Consider the following 17,706-nt stretch of genomic DNA (forward strand, 5'->3'; position numbering starts at 1 on the left):
CGCCGCTAACTCAGGAGATGTATGTGAACGACAAGGACCAGCCAAGCAATCCATCGCGACGGAAAATTTTTCAGGCAGCCACCGCCGCCGGTATCGCCAGCAGCCTGCCCGCCGTTGCGGCGGCGCCGAAAGCCGCAAAGGGCTCGCTCGACGAGAAGCTGAAGGCGAATGTGAAGAATGTGGTGGTGATCTATCTGGAGAACCGCAGCTTCAACAACCTGTTCGGCGACTTCCCCGGTCTTGCGTCTCCCCTCTCTTCGCTGTCTGCGGACCGCTACCAGCAGCGCGACCGCGATGGCAAGGTCCTGCCTTCGCTGCCGAAGATCTGGGGCGGCATGGTGCCCACGCCGCAGGATATCGGCGGCAAGCGCTATGAATTGAAAGAGGACGAGATCAAGGATCTGCCGAACGCGCCGTTCGTGCTCAGGGATACCGCGGGCAAGCCGCTGCCGGAATCCGTCATCACGCGCGACCTCACCCACCGCTTCTACCAGAACCAGATGCAGATCAACGGCGGCAGGAACGATGCCTTCGTGGCCTGGGGCGACACGGGCGCCATGGTGATGGGCTACTACGGCGAAACGCACAAGAACCTCGGTCTGTGGCAGGTCGCGCGCCAGTTCACGCTGTGCGACAACTTCTTCATGGCGGCCTTCGGCGGCTCCTACCTGAACCACCAGTTCCTGATCTCCGGCCGCACGCCCGAGTACTTCAACGCATCCAGCACCGCCGCCAAGCGCAAGATCGCGCAGACCAGCGACGGCCCCACCGGAACCAAGCTCGCCGTGACGCCGGACAGCCCGCACGGCGCGCTGCAGGGCAAGCCCAAGTTCGTGAACGACGGCGCCATCACGCCGGACGGCTACGCGGTCAACACCATGGCGCCGCCCTATCAGCCGAGCTATGTCCGCCCGGCGCCCGGCGGCGACCCGCGCTATGCCGATCCGGCCGATGCCTCCACGCTGCCGCCGCAATCCTACGACACCATCGGCGACCTGCTGTCGCGCAAGGGCGTGAGCTGGGCATGGTATGGCGGCGCATGGCAGGCCGCGCTGGACGACAAGGGCGCGGGCTCGAAGCCGAACTTCCAATATCATCACCAGCCCTTCAACTACTTCAGCAATTACGCGCCGGGCACCGCGGCGCGCGCCGAGCACCTGCGCGACGGCGGCATGGGCGACAGCCCCATCTCGAACAAATTCCTGGCCGACGCAGTGGCAGGCAAGCTCCCCGCCGTAAGCTTCTACAAGCCGCAAGGGAACCTGAACCTGCACGCAGGCTACTCCGACATCGAATCGGGCGACCAGCACATCGTGAACGTGATCGAGCACCTGAAGCATTCGCCGCAATGGGCGAACATGGTGGTGGTGATCACCTTCGACGAGAACGGCGGCTGGTGGGACCATGTGGCGCCGCCCAAGGGCGACCGCTGGGGCCCGGGCAGCCGCGTTCCCGCCATCGTGGTGTCGCCCTTTGCGAAGAAAGGCGCGGTGGACCACAGCTTCTACGACACCACCTCGATCCTGCGCTTCATCACGCGCCTGCACGGGCTGCCGCTGCTGGAAGGCCTGGCTGCGCGCAACAAGGCCTTCGCGGAACACCATGCGCTGCCGCCGGGAGACCTGACGGGCGCCCTCGTTTTCCGTTGACGGTTGTGTTACACTGCGCCCCGCTTTAGATATCGAAGCCCGACTGTTTCAGCCGGGCTTTTGTTTTGTACGGCGCTTTGGACGATGAGAGACAAAAAAGATCACGCGACATTCGACCTGCCCGGCTTCGGCCCCGCAGCGCCAATGGAACCGGAACCGAAGCGCCCTCCTCCGCCGCGCCAGCGCAGGCCTGCCATGAAGCAGGAGCAGCTGGAACTGCTGGAACCGACCGACACAACCGGGCTGCCGCTGTGGCAGCGCGACGAGAATCTCGACCTGACAGGCCTGCCGATCTGGCGCCGCGACTGAGGCGGTGCAGCCGCGCCGCCGGGGGCGCGACTTTGCTAGACTGTACCCACCCTCTTTCCTATCTTCGCCATGACTTCCTTCGCCAGCCTGCCGCTTTCCCCCTCCTTCCTCGCGAACCTCGATTCGCTGGGCTACCGCGAAATGACGCCGATCCAGGCGCAAAGCCTGCCGCATGTACTGCAGGGCCGCGACCTGATCGCGCAGGCCAAGACGGGCAGCGGCAAGACGGCGGCTTTCGGCATCGGCCTGCTGCAGAAGATCAATCCCGCCTGGTTCGCCACGCAGGGCCTTGCACTCTGCCCCACGCGCGAACTGGCGGACCAGGTGGCCAATGAGCTGCGCCGCCTGGCGCGCAGCATGGGCAATGTGAAGATCCTGGTGCTGACGGGCGGCGCGCCGATGCGCCCGCAGATCGCGTCGCTGGAACACGGCGCGCATATCGTCGTGGGCACCCCGGGCCGCATCCGCGACCATATCTCGCGCCAGACCATCGATCTCTCCACCGTGCAGGCCCTCGTGCTCGACGAGGCGGACCGCATGACGGACATGGGTTTCTACGACGAGATCGCGGGCATCGTCAGCGCCTGCCCGAAACGCCGCCAGACCTTGCTGTTCTCCGCCACCTACCCAGACGATATCCGCCAGGCCACGGAAGCTTTCCTCGCCGATCCCGTGGAAATCAGCGTGGAAGTGCAGCACACGGGCGGCCAGATCGAGCAGCGCTTCTACGAGATCGGCTTCGACGAGCGCGACGAGGCAGTGGCCCGCCTGCTGAAGCACTACCGCCCGGCCTCCTGCATCATCTTCTGCAACACCAAAGTGCATTGCCGCGAACTGGCGGACACCTTGCGCTCGCAGGGCTTCTCCGCCCTCGCCCTGTACGGCGAGCTGGAACAGCGCGAGCGCGACGAGATTCTCGTGCTGTTCGCCAACCGCAGCTGCTCCATCCTGATCGCCACCGACGTGGCCGCGCGCGGCCTCGACATCCAGAACCTGGAAGCGGTGATCAACGCCGACGTGTCGAAGGACACCGAGGTCCACATCCACCGTATCGGCCGTACCGGCCGTGGCGGCGAAAAAGGGCTGTCGCTGACGCTGTGCGCGCCCAACGAGAAGAAATGGGTGAAGCTGATCGAGGAATACCAGAACGCGCCAGCCGAATGGCACGCCGTTTCCGAGCTGGCCGCCGACGAATACGCGCAGGGCGATCCCGCGCCCATGGTCACGCTGTGCATCGCCGGCGGCAAGAAGGACAAGCTGCGCCCCGGCGACGTGCTGGGCGCCCTCACCGGCGACGGCCAGCTCACGAAGGAACAGGTGGGCAAGATCAACGTGACGGAATTCCAGACCTATGTGGCGCTGGACCGCCGCTTCGCCTACGACGCCTTCACGCGCCTGAACGACGCGAGCGGCCTCGGTCCCGAATTCGGGAGCTTCAAGGGCCGCAACTTCAAGATGCGTTTTATCGAGGTGTGATCAGCGCACGGCCAGCGACACGCTGGCCGGGAACTGCGGCGCGCGGCGGTGCTGCGTGGCCTGTTCGTAGGCGTAAGCCATGCCGATCAGCGCCGCTTCGCTGAAGGCCGTGCCCACGAAGGACAGGCCCACCGGCAGCCCGTGCACATAGCCCGCAGGCACGGTGATGTGCGGATAACCCGCCACCGCGGCCGGGGACGAGAAACTGCCGCCGTAATGGTCGCCGTTGATGAAGTCCGTGAGCCATGCAGGGCCGCCCGTTGGCGCCACCAGCCCGTCCAGCCGCTGCTCCTTGAGAATCTGGTCGATGCCTTCGGCGCGCGAATAGCGCTGGTTGTTGGCCAATGCTTCCTGATACTCGCGGCTGTCCAGACCCGTCTTCGCCTCCGAACTCTCCAGGTGTTCCTGGCCGAAGTAGCGCAGTTCCGTGGAAGCGTTCTGGCGGTTGAAGGCGATGAGGTCCGCCATGTTGGCGATCTTCGCGTTCGGCGCGTACTGCTTCAGGTAGGCCTCCAGGTCGGTCTTGAATTCGTAGAGCAGCACCTGCAGTTCGCTGTCGTTGTACTTGTCCGTGTTGGGAACCTTCACGTCCACCAGCTCCGCACCCTGCGCCTTCAGTACTTCCAGCGACTTTTCGATGGCTTCGTCCAGGTCGTCGTTCGAGCCGAAGAAGTTGCGGGCCACGCCCAATCGTTTGCCCTTGAGCGCGCCCTTGTCCAGGGCCTTGGCGTAGTTCGTGTCCACCGTGCCTGCGGCGCGCGTGACGGCATCCTTCTCGTCCACGCCCACCATGGCGCTCAGCATCAGGGCGGCGTCGGAAACGCTGCGGGCCATGGGCCCGGCCGTGTCCTGCGAATGCGCGATGGGAATGATGCCGCTGCGGCTCACCAGGCCGATGGTGGGTTTGATGCCCACCAGGCCGCACACCGATGCGGGCGACACGATGGAGCCGTCCGTCTCCGTGCCCACGGCCAGCGTGGCCAGGCTGGCGGCGATGGCCGCGCCGGAACCGGAGCTGGAGCCGCTGCAGTTGCGGTCGAGGGCATAGGGATTGCGGGTCAGGCCGCCGCGCGCGCTCCAGCCGCTCACGGAATGCGTGGAGCGCATGTTCGCCCACTCGCTCAGATTGGTCTTGCCGATAATGACGGCGCCCGCCGCGCGCAGCTGCGCCACCACGTGGGCGTCGCGCTCGGCGCGCACACCCGCCAGCGCCAGCGAACCGGCGGTGGTGCTCATGCGGTCGCCGGTGGCGATATTGTCTTTCAGGAGAACCGGTATCCCGTGCAGCGGGCCGCGCACCTTGCGCGCCATGCGCTCGCGGTCCATTTCACGGGCGATCTTCAGGGCCTCGGGATTGATTTCAATGACTGAGTTGATGCGGGGGCCGGATTTGTCGATGCTCTTGATGCGGGCCAGGTACTGCGAGGTCAGCGAGTGGGAGGTGAGCTTGTTCGCCTCCATCCACTGCTGCTGCTCGGCCACGCCTGCGTCCAGAATGCCGCCCTGCCAGATCTTGGAGGGCGATGCGGCGGCCCTGGCGGGCGCCAGCGAGACCGCGCCGCCGGCAGCGAGTCCCATTCGTACGAAATCCCTGCGATCCATGTGCAAACCCCGGCTTTGATATTGGAATTGGTGCCACAATGCAACATTGAGGATAGTTGCATAACTCAAAATGATCAATCAATTCATCGACTTCCGCTCACAAATTGCAGAAAAACGACAAATGTGTGCGCTAAATGGGGTAAAAGCAGGCTGTGACAGCCGTGTAACAAGGGGCTTTATTTCTTGACAGCATCATAGGGCGCGGCCACACTTATGGAATCGCCTCACAGACGCTGCCATGAATTCCAATCGACTCACCCTTATCAAAGGGCAGGTGCTCGCCGCCGACACCACGCCTGCCATTTCCGGCAATGGCCAGCTGGTTGCCTTCACCACGTCCCAGTCCCTGCTCGCCAGCGACACGACGCCCGGCGACGACGACATCTACATCAAGAACCTGCTCACCGGTACGCTGGAGCAGGTCACGCTGAATGCCGGTGTGGCGGTGGGCGGCACGAATTCCCGCCCCGAGTTATCCCTGGATGGCGGCTTCGTCGCCTTCGAGAACGTGCAGGTGGGCGGCCTGCGCACGGTGATGGTGCGCGACATGGCCGGCGGCGGGGTCACGGAGGCCTCCACCGACGCCAGCGGCGTCGCCGCCAATGCGGCAAGCCACAGCGCGTCGCTGTCGTCCAATGGGCAGTTCGTCGCCTTCCTCAGCGCGGCCGACAACCTGACGGCAGGCGATACCAACACCCTGGTGGATGGATACCTGAAGGATATCGGCACTGGCGCCATCATCAACGTTTCCACGAAGGCGGACGGAACGCTGGCCAACCGGGCGACCAATGGCATCATGGTCTCGGGCGACGGCAACAGCGTTGTCTTCAGCTGCGGCGCGACCAATCTGGGCGCCGAGGAGCAGAGCGCGCTGGAGCGCATCTATATCAAGAAGGTGGCTAGCGGCGCACTGAGCCTGGTATCGGCAACGGCCCTCGGTGAAATGGCCAATGCCATCAGCTACCATCCGGCCGTGTCGGAGAATGGACGCTATGTCGTCTTCACCAGCTCTGCGACCAACCTGAGCAGTGATGCCGTGGCAGGCGTGAGCAGCATCTATCGCAAGGATATGCAATCCGGGGCCATCATGCTCGTGTCGACCGACGCCCAGGGCGCGAGCGGCAGCGGCAATTCGGACAATGCCATGATCTCGGCGGACGGCCGCTACGTCATGTTCGAATCGACCTCCAACCTCACGCCCGGCGACGGCGACGGCAAGCTGGATGTCTTCATCAAGGACCTGGTCACCGGGGCCATCACGCGCATGTCCACCGGCAGTGCGGCGGGCACAAATATCGAATCGGGCAGTTTCGCGCGCAGCAGCCTGGACACCGTCTTCATCTCGAAGCTGGGCGCGGGCGCCACGGGCGTGGATGTGATCCATGGCGCCCTGGGCGCCGGCTTCAACAGCGTGGCCAACACGCTCTACACCGGCGACGCGGGCAAGAACACCCTGGTGGGCGCGGCGGGCAACGACACCTTCAAGGGCAATGGCGGCAACGACCTGATCGACGGCGGCCCCGGCATGGACGAGGCCTACTACAGCGGCAATCTGTCGAGCTATACCATCAAGAAGACTGCCGCTGGACTCGTCGTAACGGATGTGCGGGGCATCGACGGCATCGATACCCTGGGCAATGTGGAAACGCTGCGCTTCGCGGACCTGAATCTGTCCTTCGACACCAAGGGCATACCCGGCCAGGTCTACCGCCTCTACCAGGCCGCCTTCGACCGCGTGCCGGACCAGCCCGGCCTCGGCCACTGGATCGAGCTGATGCAGGAAGGCATGGAGTTGCGCGAGGTGGCGCGCCAGTTCTTCGGCTCCACGGAAGCGCAGGCCCGCTACGGCGTCAATCCGAGCAACGAGACGCTGGTGGAAGCCATGTATGCCAACGTGCTGCACCGCGCCCCGGAACCGGCGGGTTTCTCGCACTGGCTGGCGCGCCTCCAGGAAGGCCTGACGACGGCGGACATGCTCGTGAGCTTCAGCGAAAGCGCGGAAAACCAGGCGGCGCTGGTCGGTGTCATGCAGAACGGTTTCGCCTACACGCCCTTCTGATTCCTGGCGCAGGGACAAAAAAAACGCTGCCGAGGCAGCGTTTTTTCATGGCAGGCGCAAAACTTAGTTGCGCACCACTTTCTTGTACTCGTTGGTACGGGTGTCGATCTCGATCACGTCGTCCTGGTTCACGAACAGCGGCACCTGGATGGTGAACTGCTTCGATTCGATGGCGTTTTCCAGCTTGGCTTCTTTCAGCACGTTGCCGGAGGTGTTGCCCTTCACTGCAGGCTCGGTGTAGATCACCTGGCGAGCGATGGTGATCGGCAGTTCCACGGAGATGGCTTTGCCGTCGTAGAACACGGCTTCGCATTCCATACCGTCTTTCAGGTAGTTGATGGCTTCGCCCATGTTTTCTTCTTCGATTTCGTACTGGTTGTACTCTTCGTCCATGAACACGTACAGCGGGTCCGCGAAGTAGGAGTAGGTCACCGGCTTCTTGTCGAGCACAACGACGTCGAACTTGTCGTCGCCGCGGAACACGTTCTCCAGCGGAGCGTTCGTCAGAAGATTCTTCATCTTCCACTTGTAGGTGAAGCCCGTGCGGCTAGAACCATTGACGTCGGAACGCAGCACGATGAAAGGCTTGGCATCGACCATGATGATATTGCCAACACGAATTTCTTTTGCGGGTTTCATAGAGAGTGTACGTATAAAAATGGGTTGCGGTAACCGCTCATCATAACATGTTCCCGGCGCCGCGACTACCGATGTGAGCGCACGAAGGTGACCAAATTGGTGGCCAGATCCCCGATTTCCAACACCTTTTGCGCCCATTCCCCCGCTTTTTCCGCGATTGTTGGCGTTTCTGCTTGCAGGGCGGGCCACAACTTGTCCATCTCGCCAGCCTGGGCGCCGTTCCAGCACAGGGAAAAGTCCGCCAGGGCGTCCAGGCCCTGGGCGTAGCGCCCGAGGAAGGCGCGCAGCTTCTTGTGGTGCAGGTTCTCGTCCTGCGGATAGATGTGCCAGACGAAGGGCCGCAGCGCCCACTGGGCGCGCACGAAGGAGTCCTCGCCGCGCACGAAGTTCAGGTCGCAGGCCCAGAGCAGGCGGTCGTAATCGTCCTGCGGCAGGAAGGGCAGCACGTGCACAGTCAGCTTGCCTTGTGTCCGGGCGGCGCCCGCCTTCGCCTCTCCGCCCAGGAAGCGCTGGACGGCATCGGCCGCCACCCCTTCGGGCACCAGGCAGCAGACCGGCTCGCTTCCCGCGGCCCAGGCCTCGAACAGCGGAGCGACGGGCGCGTGGGGATAGCAGAACAGGCTGATCTTGCGCGCTGCACAGTCGGCATCGCCCAGGCCCAGTTGGGCCAGGAAGCGGCGCTGCGCCGCCGGGTCGGACTGGAAGCGTTCACGCGCCTCCAGCAGGCCCGCTTCGCGCAGCAGGCCGCCCGTCTTCGGCGTGAAGCCGGGGAAGAAGAAGTATTTGGTGAGCGGCAGGCGCGGGTGCATGGAGGGCAGCGTATGGCAGCCCTCCACCCACTCCTCCGCCGTCAGGCCTTCGAGGTTCAGCCATACGGGACGCGGCGCGCGGCGCGCCATCGCTTCGACATAGCCCGGCGGCAGGTCGACGGCGAAGAACTCGATCGCCACATCGCCGGTCTCTTCGGGCGCGAACTCGCCTTCCATCGATGTCCAGTGGCGCACGGTGACCCCGCGCAGCTGCTGGAGCGGCGCCTGCACGTCCACCTCGGGGCAGATGCGGCGGAAACTGGAGAGGTCGTCGACCCAGAGCGTGACGGCGATGCCGTGCTCGGCCTGCAACTGGCGGGCCAGGCGCCAGCAGATGCCGATGTCGCCGAAGTTGTCGACGACACGGCAGAACAGGGTCAGCGTGGAAGGAAAGCTCATAAGCGCCCAAAACAAAAGAGCCGCACAAGGCGGCTCGTCTGCAGAATTCGGTGGCGTCCCCACGGGGATTCGAACCCCGGTACTCACCGTGAAAGGGTGATGTCCTAGGCCTCTAGACGATGGGGACGTCGTAAAAGCGTGGCGAGATTATAGCACGCGGCAATTTTAGGGCACAAGGGCAAGACTTAGCGGAAATAAAGGCTGCGCGTCAGGAAAACATAGTCCGACTCCGCCACCATCATGCCTGCCAGCACGAGCAGCGCGGCAGGCGGAATCACCACCAGGCAGATCAGCGCCAGGCGCTCCCAGCGCAGGTGCATGAAGACGGCGACGATGAGCCCGGCCTTCGCCATCATCAGGCTCAGGATGAGGGTCCAGCGCAAGTAGCTCTGCACGTGGAAGAAATCCACCAGATAGGACAAGGCGCTGAGCAGGAACAGCAGGCCCCATACCTTGAAATAGATGCCCAATCCACCGGCTGCATGGTCCATATGCCCTCCCCTACCACAGATAGAACAGCGCGAAGATGAAGACCCAGACCAGGTCCACGAAGTGCCAGTACAGGCCCGCGATCTCGACGATGGAATAGTCGCCCGCCTTCTCGTAGTAGCCTGAGAGCACGCGGCGCGCCACGATCAGCAGGTAGATCACGCCCGCCGACACGTGCAGGCCGTGGAAGCCCGTGATCATAAAGAAGCTGGCGCCGAACTGGGCCGCGCCCATGGGATTGCCCCAGGGCCGCACGCCCTCGGCAATGAGCTTGCTCCATTCGAAGGCCTGCATGCTCACGAAGATCGCTCCGCAGGCGGCCGTGGCGAACATGAGCTGGGCGCAGCGGCGCCGGTCGCGCCGGTAGCCGAAGTTGACGGCCATGGCCATGGTGCCGCTGCTGCTGATGAGCACGAAGGTCATGATGGCTATAAGGATGAGCGGCAGGTGCACGCCGCCCAGGGTCAGGGCGAACACTTCGCTGGGATTGGGCCAGCCCGTGGTGGTGGCGATGCGCACCGACATGTAGCCGGTGAGGAAGCTGCCGAAGATGAAGGTGTCGCTGAGCAGGAAGATCCACATCATGGCCTTGCCCCAGGGGACGCGGAAGACTTCGCGGTCCCCCGCCAGGTCATGCGCGGCGCCGCGCCACCCTTGATATCCGGTATCCATGCTTCACCTCGCAGAAATGCCCGTGATGCCGATTGCGCTGCACAGTTCGCGCACCATCTCGGGCGGCAGCGCGAAGAGCAGGCCGAAAAGCGCCAGCCACAGCAGCAGAAGAAGGTGCCAGTACTGGGCGCACAGGCCGATGGCCGCCGCGTCGTGCGCTTCGCGCGGCCGCCGCAGCGTGAGCCAAGCTGCGGCCGCGAGTCCCCCGGCCATGTGCAGCCCATGCAGGCCCGTGAGCAGGTAGAAGAAGCTGCTGGCGGGACCGGAGGCCACGCTGTGGCCGCTCGCCGACATGGCCTGCCAGGCGCTCAACTGGCTGCCCACGAAGAACAGGCCGAGCAGCCACGCCAGGCGGACCAGGCCTTCCGCCTTGCGCAGCTCGCCGCGCCGCGCCCTGCGCGCCGCCAGCTGCCAGGCCAGGCTGCTCAGCGCCAGCAGTCCCGTCGAGAGCCACAGCTGCCAGGGCGGAGGCGGCAGTACGCGCCAGTCCTCGTAGGCAATGCGCATCAGGTAGGCCAGGCCGCAGAGCATGAAGAGCGCGCACATCACGCCCATGAAGCACCACAGGCCGACCTGGGCGGCGCTGCGCGGCGCCGGCTGGATGGGCCACTGGCCCGAGCCCGGATGGAAATAGCTGGCGCCGAATGCGCCGGGCCGCGGCAGGTTCATGACGGTTTCTCCGTACGCAGGGGCAAGCCTTCGGGCAGGTTCTGCGGCAGGAAGTCGCCCTCCTCGCTCGCATGGCCGTAGTCGTAGGCGCCGCGGTAGACGACGGGCAGCTCCTCGCCCCAGTTGCCATGCTGCGGCGGCGTGTGCGGCGTGTGCCATTCCAGGCTGGCCGCGCGCCAGGGGTTGGGCCCCGCGTCCCTGCCCTTGAAGGCGCTCCGGCCCAGGTTGTAGAGGAAGATCAGCTGGGCCAGGCCGACCACGATGGCCGCCACGGTGATGTAGGCGTTCAGGGTGTGGGCCGACTCGGGAATGAACTGGTAGTTCTCGTAGGCGTAGTAGCGGCGCGGCATGCCGAGCAGTCCCAGGTAATGCATGGGGAAGAAGATGGCATAGGCGCCCAGGAAGGTGATCCAGAAGTGCCATTGCGCGAGCTTCTCGTTGTACATGCGTCCCGTCACCTTGGGGAACCAATGGTAGAGCCCGCCAAACACGGCCAGCACGGGCGATACGCCCATCACCATATGGAAGTGGGCCACCACGAAATAGGTGTTCGAGAGCGGAATATCGACGCTCACATTGCCCAGGAAGAGGCCCGTCAGCCCGCCGATCAGGAAGGTGCTGATAAAGCCCAGCGCGAACAGCATGGGCGCGGTGAGGTGGATGTCGCCCCGCCACAACGTCAGTGTCCAGTTGTAGACCTTGAGCGCGGTGGGCACGGCGATCACCAGGGTGGTGATGGCGAAGAAGAAGCCGAACCAGGGGTGCATGCCGCTTACATACATGTGGTGGGCCCAGACCACGAAGCTCAGCGCGCCGATGATGACGATGGCCCACACCATCATGCGGTAGCCGAAGATCTCCTTGCGCGCATGCACGCTGATGAGGTCGGAGATGATGCCGAAAGCGGGCAAGGCCACGATATACACCTCCGGGTGGCCGAAGAACCAGAACAGGTGCTGGAAGAGCAGCGGACTGCCGCCCTTGTAGTTCATGGACTGCCCCATGGAGAGGATGGCGGGCATGAAAAAGCTCGTGCCCAGCACGCGGTCCAGCAGCATCATCACGCCGCTCACGAAGAGCGCGGGGAAGGCCAGCAGCGCAAGAATGGTGGCGATGAAGATGCCCCAGACGGTGAGCGGCATGCGCATCAAGGTCATGCCGCGCGTGCGCGCCTGCAGGATGGTGGTGACGTAGTTCAGGCCGCCCATGGTGGCGGCCACGATGAAGACGATGAGGGACACCAGCATCACCACGATGCCGCCATCCACGCCCGGCGTGCCGCGCAGGATGGCTTGCGGCGGATACAGGGTCCAGCCCGCGCCCGTGGGCCCGCCCGTCACGAAGAAGCTGCCCACCAGGATCAGCACCGCGAGCAGGTAGAACCAGTAGCTCAGCATGTTCAGGAAGGGAAAGACCATGTCGCGCGCCCCCACCATAAGGGGAATGAGGTAGTTGCCGAAGCCGCCGAGGAAGATGGCCGTGAGCAGGTAGATCACCATGATCATGCCGTGCATGGTCATGTACTGGTAATAGCTCGCGGGGTCGATGGACTGGAACTTGCCCGGGAAGCCCAGCTGCAGGCGCATCAGGTCCGACAGCACGATGGCGAGCACGCCCACCGCCAGCGCCGTCAGGGTGTACTGGATGGCGATCACCTTGTGGTCCTGGCTCCAGACGTAGCGCGTCCAGAAGCTCTGCGGCGCGTGCGCCTCTGCCTCATGCTTGCCGTAGCCCATGCCCCCTCCTAGTGCAGCGACTTGATGTACTCCACCACCGCCGCCGTCTCCGCCTCGCTCAGCTGGGCAGGCGGCATCACGGGCGCGAAGCCCTTGACGATGCGGGCCTGCGGCGCCGTGATCGATTCCTTCAGGTAGTCCTCGTCCACGGCCACGGACTTGCCGTCTGCCATGGCTTCGCTGCGTCCGAACAGCCCTTTCCAGCTGGGGCCGACGCCCGCCGTGCCGTCCACGCTGTGGCAGGCCAGGCAGCCCTTGCCCTGCGCCACGAGGCGCCCCTGCTTGCCGGGCTCGGCGGGACCGCCGACGCCCGCCTTCCCGCCGCCGCCGAAGGTAGGCTGGCGCGCCAGCCAGTTTTCATAGGCCGCCATGTCTTCCACCACCACGTAGCTGCGCATATTGGAGTGGCCCACGCCGCACAATTGGGCGCACAGCACCTCGAAGCGCCCGTTCTTTTCGGGCGTGAACCAGAAATGGGTGACCATGCCCGGCACCATGTTCATGCGGGTGCGGAACTGGGGCACATAGAAGTCGTGCAGCACGTCCTGGGCGCGCAGCTGGGCCAGTGCGGGCCGCCCTTGCGGCAGGTGCAGCTCCTGGCCGTCCACCAGCACATCGTCCTGCCCTTTCGGGTCCTCGGGATCGATGCCGAAGGGGTTGGAAGGCTGCATGAAGCGCACGTCCGTCACGCCCAGCTTGCCGTCCTTGCCCGGCAGGCGGTAATGCCATTGCCATTGCTGGCCCATGACCTCGAAAACGCTGGCGTTCGCGGGCGGGGTAATGAGATGGGCATAGACCGTGAGGCCCGGCGCCAGCAGGCCGATGATGCCCAGGGTCGTGAGCCCGATCAGCCACCATTCGAGCTTGCGGTTGCCGTGCTCGCGCGAAGCCACGCGGCCGGGCTGGTGGCGGAAGCGCATCACGGCATAGGCCACAAAGAGATGCAGGGCCACGAAGACCACGCCGGTGATGGCAAAGGTCAGCAGCAGCGCATCGTCCATCGCGTGCCAGTTGGAGGCGATGGGCGTCAGCCACCACGGGCTGGCGTAGTGGAAGGCCAGCGAGCCGATGGCGATGGCCACCAGCGCTATGGCGATGGCGGCAGCCATGTCAGGCCTGGACGTAGGGACGTTCGAGCCAGCGGTAGATCCACGCCGCCGCCATGCCGAAGACGACATGGCCCAGCAGCGTATAGCCGTCGCGCATCTCCGCGAACCAGGGGAAGGCGCTGGTCATCACGTAGAAATTGAAAAGATAGAGCGCGAGGCCGAAGCCGAAGCCCGTGAGCAGCACCATGCCCAGGCTCGAGTCGAGCTGGAAGGGCGCGATCAGGCAGGCCAGGGCCACGCCGAAGGCGGCCCCCAGCAGGTAGTGCACGGCGAGGGCCGCGGCCAGGACGGCGGCGCTGTAGCCTGTGGTCTGCAGGGCGGCGTCGCCCATGAGGAAGGCGGCCACGAGGCGCGGTGTTCGCCAGGGATCGCTGCCCATGGCCATGGCGAACGCCAGTTCGGCCAGCATCAGGATGCCGCCGGCGCCAAAGCCGGCGATGGCTGCAACAGTCCAGTCCGGCTGTCGCGCGATCATGCGGTGGGAATGCAGATGGATATCCATAGCGCCTCCTTGTCCTCGCTGTCCCGGTTAGAGGCCGGGCTCGCAAAAAGGTTCCAGCGTACAGATCATCATAGTAAAAAAGCCGCTCAGCGAGCGGCTTTTTTGTCAATTCTTGGCGTCCCCACGGGGATTCGAACCCCGGTACTCACCGTGAAAGGGTGATGTCCTAGGCCTCTAGACGATGGGGACCCGGACGGTTGTTTGTACTTGGTGGAGGTAAGCGGGATCGAACCGCTGACCTCTTGCATGCCATGCAAGCGCTCTCCCAGCTGAGCTATACCCCCCTGGTACAAACAATGTACTACGCGCACTCTGGCGTCCCCACGGGGATTCGAACCCCGGTACTCACCGTGAAAGGGTGATGTCCTAGGCCTCTAGACGATGGGGACCCTGGACTGCTTTTTTACTGCCTCTCTCTCGCCAAACTGGTGGAGGTAAGCGGGATCGAACCGCTGACCTCTTGCATGCCATGCAAGCGCTCTCCCAGCTGAGCTATACCCCCGTTTGCGAAAGAGACAGAAGTATAGCAGCTCTTCCGCGAATTGCAAATGCACATTTGCAAGTTCTGCGAATATTTTCAGAGATATTTCGCGAGGCGCGCGCTTACCGTGTCGCGGCCGAACACCTGCAGCACGGCATCGATGGCCGGGGTCTGCAGCTGGCCGGTGATGATGAGGCGCAGCGGCATGGCGATCTGCGGCATCTTCAGGCCGTGCGCGGCCAGCACTTCCTTGATCATGGCGGCAATGGCTTCCTTGCTCCACTCCACCGTCTTGATGCGCTCGGCGAAGGCGGCCAGGGCGGGCTTGACGGCGTCCGTGAAGTGCTGGGCCATCAGGGCCGCGTCCGGCTTGGGCTCGCGGTAGAACAGCATGGCGGCGTCGGCCAGTTCGTTGATGGTGTTGGTGCGCTCCTTCAGCAGGGCCAGCACCACGGGCAGCGCGGGCGCGCCCTCGAACACGGCGCCGTCGGCGATCAGCTTCGGCTTGGCGAGCTCGGCCAGACGCTCATTGTCCGCCTGCTTGATCCAGTAATTGTTCAGCCAGGCCAGCTTCTCGTTGTTGAACTGCGCGGCCGAGGCCGTGAGGTGCTCCAGGTTGAACCACTCGCAGAACTGCTGCATGGAGAAGACTTCGTCGTCGCCGTGGCTCCAGCCCAGGCGGGCCAGGTAGTTCAGCATGGCTTCCGGCAGATAGCCCTGGGCCGGGTACTCCATCACGCTCACGGCGCCGTGGCGCTTGGACAGCTTCTGGCCGTCCGAACCCAGGATCATGGGCAGGTGGCCGTACTCCGGCAGCGGTGCGCCGATGGCGCGCAGGATATTGATCTGGCGCGGCGTGTTGTTCACGTGGTCGTCGCCGCGCAGCACGTGGGTGATGCGCATGTCCCAGTCGTCCACGGCCACGCAGAAGTTATAGGTGGGCGTGCCGTCCGGGCGCGCGATGACCAGGTCGTCCAGCTCCTTGTTCGAGATGGTGATGGTGCCCTTCACCACATCGTTCCAGGTCACGTCTCCGTCCAGGGGATTGCGGAAGCGGACGACGGGCTTGCGGTCCGCCGGCACGGGCGGCAGGGTCTTTCCCTCCTCCGGGCGCCAGGTGCCGTCGTAGCGCGGCTTCTCGCCGGCGGCGCGCATGCGTTCGCGCATGGCCTCCACTTCCTCGGGCGAGGAATAGCAATGGTAGGCGGTGCCCTCCTTCAGCATCTGGGCCACCACCTCGCGGTAGCGGTCCATGCGCTGCATCTGGTAGAAGGGGCCCTCGTCGTGGTCCAGGCCCAGCCACTTCATGCCGTCCAGGATGGCCTGCACCGCCTCGGGGGTGGAGCGTTCCAGGTCCGTATCCTCGATGCGCAGCACGAAGGTGCCGCCGAAATGGCGCGCAAAGGCCCAGGAATACAGCGCCGTGCGGGCGCCGCCAAGGTGCAGGAAACCGGTCGGGCTGGGCGCGAACCGGGTGCGGACGGGAGTTGCTGGTGCAGTGGTCATTTCAGTCGAAAGCGATAGGTATAAAGGCGATATTTTACCCGCAAAGGCCTTATACTCGGATGTCACAACAATAAGGGAGCCGCCTCTTGAGAACCAATGCCCGCCTGCTGGCCATCGCCGCCCTGCTTGCCGCCCACAGCGCCGCCTTCGGCGCGGACGATGCGCTGGCCAAACGCATCGCCAATGTCGAACAAGGCCTGCAGCCGGCCGTCGCCATCCAGGGTGCGCCCGTCCAGCGCAAGACGCTCGCCGAGGAAATGGCGCGGCTGGGCGTGCCGGGCGTGAGCGTGGCCGTGATCCACGCGGGCGAGATCGAATGGGCCAAGGGCTACGGCGTGGTGACGCCGGGCGGCGCGGCGGTGACGCCGAATACCCTGTTCCAGGCAGCCTCCATCAGCAAGCCCGTGACGGCGATGGCGGCGCTCAAGATGGTGGAAAACGGCGCCCTCGCCCTGGACCGCGACATCAACGCCTACACGGGGCTCTGGCGCCTGCCAAGGCAATACGACGACAAGCCGGTGACCTTGCGCCAGCTGCTGTCGCACACGGGCGGCGTGACCGTGCACGGCTTCCCCGGCTATGCGGCAGGCAAGCCCGTGCCAACGCTGATGCAGATCCTGAACGGCGCGCCGCCAGCCAACACCCGCGGCATCCAGTCGCGCGGTGTACCGGGCAGCAAATGGCAGTACTCGGGCGGCGGCTACGAGGTCCTCCAGTACATCATGGCCGAGCGCAGCGGCGTCGGCTTCACGCAGCTCCTGCGCGACACCGTGCTCACGCCGCTCGGGATGAAGGACAGCACCTACGCCCAGCCCCTGCCCGCCGAACTGCTGGCGAACGCCGCCCTGCCCCATGACAGGGAGGGCAAGCCCGTGCCGGGCGGCCCGCACACCTATCCCGAACAGGCGGCGGCCGGGCTGTGGTCCACGCCGAGCGACCTGGCCCGTTTCGCCATCGAGACGCGGCGTTCGGCGGCCGGGCAATCGAACCGGGTGCTGTCGCAGTCCATGAGCAATCTCATGCTCGCGCCGGTGATGGACAACTACGGGCTCGGCTTCTACGTGGAGGGCGCGGGCCAGCAGCAAGGCTTCGGCCACAGCGGCTCCAACGAGGGCTACCGCTGCGCCATGACCGCCTACACCGAGCGCGGCGACGGCGTAATCGTGATGACGAATGGCGAGCGTGGCGGCGAGCTGCTCGGCGCGATCATCCGCGCTGTCGCAGCCGAATATGACTGGCCGACCTTGCGCACCAAGGTGCGCGAGAGCGTGCCCGTGAGCGCCGCGGCACTGGACGCCCTTCCCGGCAGCTACGAAGCGGGCGCGGCGGGCGGCTTCGCCATCGCGCGCGCCGGCAACGGCCTGACGATCGCCTTTGGCAAGGGCACACCGGAAACGCTGTATGCCGGTCTGGGCGGCGTCTACTTCATCACCTCGCGCGACACCGAGCTCCGCTTCGACGGCCCCAACAACAGCGGCCGCCTGACCTCCGGCACCTTCACCGCCCCCATCACGCCAGCCAAGCGCTAATACCGTAACGGCCGAGCTTGTGTCCACTTCTGGTGCCAGGGAAGAAAAGTGGACACGGGCTCAGCGCTAAC

Annotated in this window: 15 protein-coding genes and 5 tRNA genes; 5 read left to right on the forward strand and 15 right to left on the reverse strand. The window is 64.9% G+C overall.

What is annotated here, in order from left to right:
• The first annotated feature begins 17 nt into the window (after positions 1 to 17).
• The 3 genes from LSQ66_RS12500 to dbpA all read left to right on the forward strand — a co-directional run bounded on the left by LSQ66_RS12500 (position 18) and on the right by dbpA (position 3,434).
• The gene (locus tag LSQ66_RS12500; RefSeq protein WP_231765534.1) at positions 18 to 1,649 is read left to right on the forward strand and encodes an acid phosphatase; all 1,632 of its coding nucleotides are present in this window, start codon (positions 18 to 20) and stop codon (positions 1,647 to 1,649) included.
• Positions 1,650 to 1,733: 84 nt separating this feature from the next.
• Positions 1,734 to 1,958, forward strand: a complete 225-nt coding sequence (locus LSQ66_RS12505; RefSeq protein ID WP_231765535.1) for a hypothetical protein — start codon at positions 1,734 to 1,736, stop codon at positions 1,956 to 1,958.
• Positions 1,959 to 2,027: 69 nt separating this feature from the next.
• Positions 2,028 to 3,434, forward strand: a complete 1,407-nt coding sequence (gene dbpA, locus LSQ66_RS12510; RefSeq protein ID WP_231765536.1) for an ATP-dependent RNA helicase DbpA — start codon at positions 2,028 to 2,030, stop codon at positions 3,432 to 3,434.
• Here dbpA and LSQ66_RS12515 read toward each other — a convergent pair whose 3' ends face one another.
• On the reverse strand, positions 3,435 to 5,036 hold the full coding sequence (locus LSQ66_RS12515) for an amidase (RefSeq protein ID WP_231765537.1): 1,602 nt from the start codon (positions 5,034 to 5,036) through the stop codon (positions 3,435 to 3,437).
• Between the two features lie 238 nt (positions 5,037 to 5,274).
• Here LSQ66_RS12515 and LSQ66_RS12520 point away from each other — a divergent pair, with 238 nt between their 5' ends.
• On the forward strand, positions 5,275 to 7,095 hold the full coding sequence (locus tag LSQ66_RS12520) for a DUF4214 domain-containing protein (RefSeq protein WP_231765538.1): 1,821 nt from the start codon (positions 5,275 to 5,277) through the stop codon (positions 7,093 to 7,095).
• A 63-nt stretch (positions 7,096 to 7,158) separates the two neighbouring features.
• On the opposite strand, the gene LSQ66_RS12525 is transcribed toward LSQ66_RS12520, so the two are convergent.
• From LSQ66_RS12525 to gltX, 14 genes are all read right to left on the reverse strand, one after another.
• Entirely contained in the window at positions 7,159 to 7,734 is a 576-nt protein-coding gene (locus LSQ66_RS12525; RefSeq protein ID WP_231765539.1) for an elongation factor P, read from the reverse strand.
• A 65-nt stretch (positions 7,735 to 7,799) separates the two neighbouring features.
• Positions 7,800 to 8,942 carry an elongation factor P maturation arginine rhamnosyltransferase EarP gene (gene earP / locus LSQ66_RS12530; protein ID WP_231765540.1) on the reverse strand — a complete coding sequence of 381 codons (1,143 nt, stop codon included), beginning with the start codon at positions 8,940 to 8,942 and terminating at the stop codon, positions 7,800 to 7,802.
• Between the two features lie 51 nt (positions 8,943 to 8,993).
• Positions 8,994 to 9,069 (reverse strand) — tRNA-Glu (locus LSQ66_RS12535).
• Between the two features lie 58 nt (positions 9,070 to 9,127).
• Positions 9,128 to 9,433 carry a cytochrome C oxidase subunit IV family protein gene (locus LSQ66_RS12540; RefSeq protein WP_231765541.1) on the reverse strand — a complete coding sequence of 102 codons (306 nt, stop codon included), beginning with the start codon at positions 9,431 to 9,433 and terminating at the stop codon, positions 9,128 to 9,130.
• Positions 9,434 to 9,443: 10 nt separating this feature from the next.
• Complete coding sequence (locus LSQ66_RS12545) at positions 9,444 to 10,103, reverse strand: heme-copper oxidase subunit III family protein (protein ID WP_231765542.1); 660 nt, start codon at positions 10,101 to 10,103, stop codon at positions 9,444 to 9,446.
• A gap of 3 nt (positions 10,104 to 10,106) precedes the next feature.
• The gene (locus LSQ66_RS12550; protein WP_231765543.1) at positions 10,107 to 10,772 is read right to left on the reverse strand and encodes a cytochrome c oxidase subunit 3; all 666 of its coding nucleotides are present in this window, start codon (positions 10,770 to 10,772) and stop codon (positions 10,107 to 10,109) included.
• Positions 10,769 to 12,508 (reverse strand): cytochrome c oxidase subunit I, encoded by a 1,740-nt coding sequence (gene ctaD / locus LSQ66_RS12555; RefSeq protein WP_231765544.1) that lies wholly within the window; start codon positions 12,506 to 12,508, stop codon positions 10,769 to 10,771. Before ctaD ends, LSQ66_RS12550 begins: the two co-directional genes overlap by 4 nt.
• A gap of 8 nt (positions 12,509 to 12,516) precedes the next feature.
• Complete coding sequence (locus tag LSQ66_RS12560) at positions 12,517 to 13,617, reverse strand: cytochrome c oxidase subunit II (protein WP_231765545.1); 1,101 nt, start codon at positions 13,615 to 13,617, stop codon at positions 12,517 to 12,519.
• Position 13,618: 1 nt separating this feature from the next.
• Positions 13,619 to 14,119, reverse strand: coding sequence for a hypothetical protein (locus tag LSQ66_RS12565; protein ID WP_231765546.1), 501 nt, complete (start codon positions 14,117 to 14,119; stop codon positions 13,619 to 13,621).
• A gap of 113 nt (positions 14,120 to 14,232) precedes the next feature.
• A tRNA-Glu gene (locus LSQ66_RS12570) sits at positions 14,233 to 14,308 on the reverse strand.
• A 19-nt stretch (positions 14,309 to 14,327) separates the two neighbouring features.
• Positions 14,328 to 14,403: transfer RNA gene (locus LSQ66_RS12575), tRNA-Ala, on the reverse strand.
• A gap of 29 nt (positions 14,404 to 14,432) precedes the next feature.
• Positions 14,433 to 14,508, reverse strand: a tRNA-Glu gene (locus LSQ66_RS12580).
• A 37-nt stretch (positions 14,509 to 14,545) separates the two neighbouring features.
• Positions 14,546 to 14,621 (reverse strand) — tRNA-Ala (locus LSQ66_RS12585).
• 75 nt (positions 14,622 to 14,696) lie between these two features.
• Positions 14,697 to 16,106 carry a glutamate--tRNA ligase gene (gene gltX, locus LSQ66_RS12590; RefSeq protein ID WP_231765547.1) on the reverse strand — a complete coding sequence of 470 codons (1,410 nt, stop codon included), beginning with the start codon at positions 16,104 to 16,106 and terminating at the stop codon, positions 14,697 to 14,699.
• An 86-nt stretch (positions 16,107 to 16,192) separates the two neighbouring features.
• On the opposite strand from gltX, the gene LSQ66_RS12595 reads away from it, so the two are divergent.
• Positions 16,193 to 17,635 (forward strand): serine hydrolase domain-containing protein, encoded by a 1,443-nt coding sequence (locus LSQ66_RS12595; protein WP_231765548.1) that lies wholly within the window; start codon positions 16,193 to 16,195, stop codon positions 17,633 to 17,635.
• Positions 17,636 to 17,706 lie beyond the last annotated feature (71 nt).

The organism is Massilia endophytica, assembly GCF_021165955.1.
GTDB lineage: Bacteria > Pseudomonadota > Gammaproteobacteria > Burkholderiales > Burkholderiaceae_D > Rugamonas > Rugamonas endophytica.